The organism is Vibrio sp. CB1-5 (assembly GCF_059412285.1).
Genome location: NZ_JBJHPB010000063.1, coordinates 1 through 1978 on the forward strand (window position 1 = coordinate 1; position 1978 = coordinate 1978).

Annotated in this window: 2 protein-coding genes; both read right to left on the bottom strand. The window is 47.1% G+C overall.

The features are described 5' to 3' along the window. Window positions 1-71: 71 nt before the first annotated feature. On the bottom strand, window positions 72-866 hold the full coding sequence (gene istB / locus ACJB0T_RS21840; RefSeq protein ID WP_479289173.1) for an IS21-like element helper ATPase IstB: 795 nt from the start codon (window positions 864-866) through the stop codon (window positions 72-74). After that, window positions 863-1882 (bottom strand): IS21 family transposase, encoded by a 1020-nt coding sequence (istA, locus tag ACJB0T_RS21845; protein WP_479289171.1) that lies wholly within the window; start codon window positions 1880-1882, stop codon window positions 863-865. Before istA ends, istB begins: the two co-directional genes overlap by 4 nt. Window positions 1883-1978 lie beyond the last annotated feature (96 nt).

Here is a 1978-nt window from a genome sequence, read left to right on the forward strand (position 1 = left end):
TGTCAACGCCAGTTTAAAATTGACCCACTTATCGACGTTATCGCCGAAGTAAAACTGACCCACCCACGTAATTAACTTCTACTTTCAGATAGATTTTCTAAAACCGTTGGTATGGTTCCAGCCGCCTTCTTTCCTCGTAATCGGTAGCTTTCTCCACTGATTTGTACGATGTGTGAGTGATGAAGAAGCCTATCCAGTAATGCCGCCGTCAGTGTCGTATCGTCGGCGAACGCATTTGACCATTGAGAGAACGGTAAGTTACTGGTCACGATAATGCTGCCTTGCTCGTATCGTTTAGCGATGACGTTGAAGAACAAGTTTGCTTCTTCTCTGCCGAACGGTAGATATCCAATTTCATCGACGATAAGAAGCTTTGGAGCGAGCACACTTCGTCTCAGGTAGCTTTCAAGTTTGCCTTGAGCTTTTGCTGTAGACAGTTGAAGCATTAAGTCTGCTGCTGTGATGAAGCGTGTTTTTAGACCCTTTTGAACCGCTATTTGACCAAGGCTCACGGCAAGATGGCTTTTACCAACGCCACTTGGGCCAAGCAATATCACGTTTTCCTTTCGCTCAATGAAGGCTAACCCTGTTAGCTCCTTAAGCTGTTTTCTTGGAGCACCTGTTGCGAACTTGAAGTCATAGTCATCGAATATTTTTTCCATAGGGAAGCTGGCGAACTTAGTCAGCGTGGCTCTTGTTCGCTCAGCTCTCGCTTCAAGCTCTGCGTTGAGAAGTGATTCTAAGTAATCGGCTAGGCTCAACTCACGACTATTGGCTGCTTCTGCCAGTCTTGGCCACTCCTGACCTATAGCTTGTAACTTCAGCGCTGCACAGGCAGCTTCGATACGATTCATTTGAAGGTTCATACTCGTACCTCCAACAGCGCGTCATAGGTTGAGAGTGGGTGTTGGAAGCTCTCAACTGGCATGACATTATCACTCATTGTTAGCGGTATCATTGGCCGTGTCGGTGACGGGAGAGGTTGAAGTGTAAAGCGCTCTTCATCTAAGAGAACTTGAGGCTTTGTACCCGTCGTACCGTGGATACGTTGGTGAGCGACGGTTTCTAACCACGCGCCGATATGTCCATTAAGAACATCAACGGTGACTTTAAGTCCGTGTTGTTTGAGTGTCGCTGCAAGCGGAGTGACGAAGCTACTTTTCAAGTAAGAGTTAAATCGCTCTACTTTCCCTTTGGTCTTTGCGCGATAAGGGCGGCAAGCTCTTGGTTTGAAGTTGTACTTCTTGGCGGCAGTGAGCAACATAGGATTCCATCGGTGTTCACCTTCACCGTAAGCATCTCGTTCTATCATGATGGCTTTTGCATTATCGAAGAGAACTTCTTTGGGTACGCCACCGAAGTATTCAAACGCTTCTTCAAGACCTTCCACCCAGTCTTCTTGTCGCTCTCGCTCACAAAAGCGAACGAAGGTCGCTCTGCTATAACCAAGCGTTGCAACGAAGGCTTTAACACGCACCCCGTAATGAGTGATGGTAGTAAAGTCGACTTGCATCTGTTCACCTGGCTTTGTCTCGAATCGAACCACGGGGTCGACTGGCGTACTGGGTTTGTATTGTTTGATGTGCTCCTTGATCATCGTTATACCACCCTCATAGCCAAGCGCTTTTAATTCACGTAGTAGGACAGTTGCTGGTATCCAATACGGTTTTGCTGCGTCAATGCGAGTACGCAAGTAGTCATGGTATGGCTGAAGTTTAGTTGGTCGCGATTGACGCTCGGGATATACGGGGGCTTTGCTTTTATCACGAAGATAATTACGAACGGTATTCCTTGAGATACCCAAATCCTTGGCGATACGGCGGATGCTGCACCCTTGTTGATGTAAAACGTGTATTTCCACTAGTTGCTCCTGATTGATCATAATCCGCCGCTTTGTCCATTTACGAACGGATAGTTTGCCTCAGGTGGGTCAATTTTAAATCGGCGTTAGTGGGTCATTTTTACATCGGCGCTGACA

Bases quoted from the DNA above. Each gene is read 5' to 3' on its own strand.
- istB (WP_479289173.1), bottom strand. From the start codon at position 866: ATGAACCTTCAAATGAATCGTATCGAAGCTGCCTGTGCAGCGCTGAAG.
- istA (WP_479289171.1), bottom strand. From the start codon at position 1,882: ATGATCAATCAGGAGCAACTAGTGGAAATACACGTTTTACATCAACAA.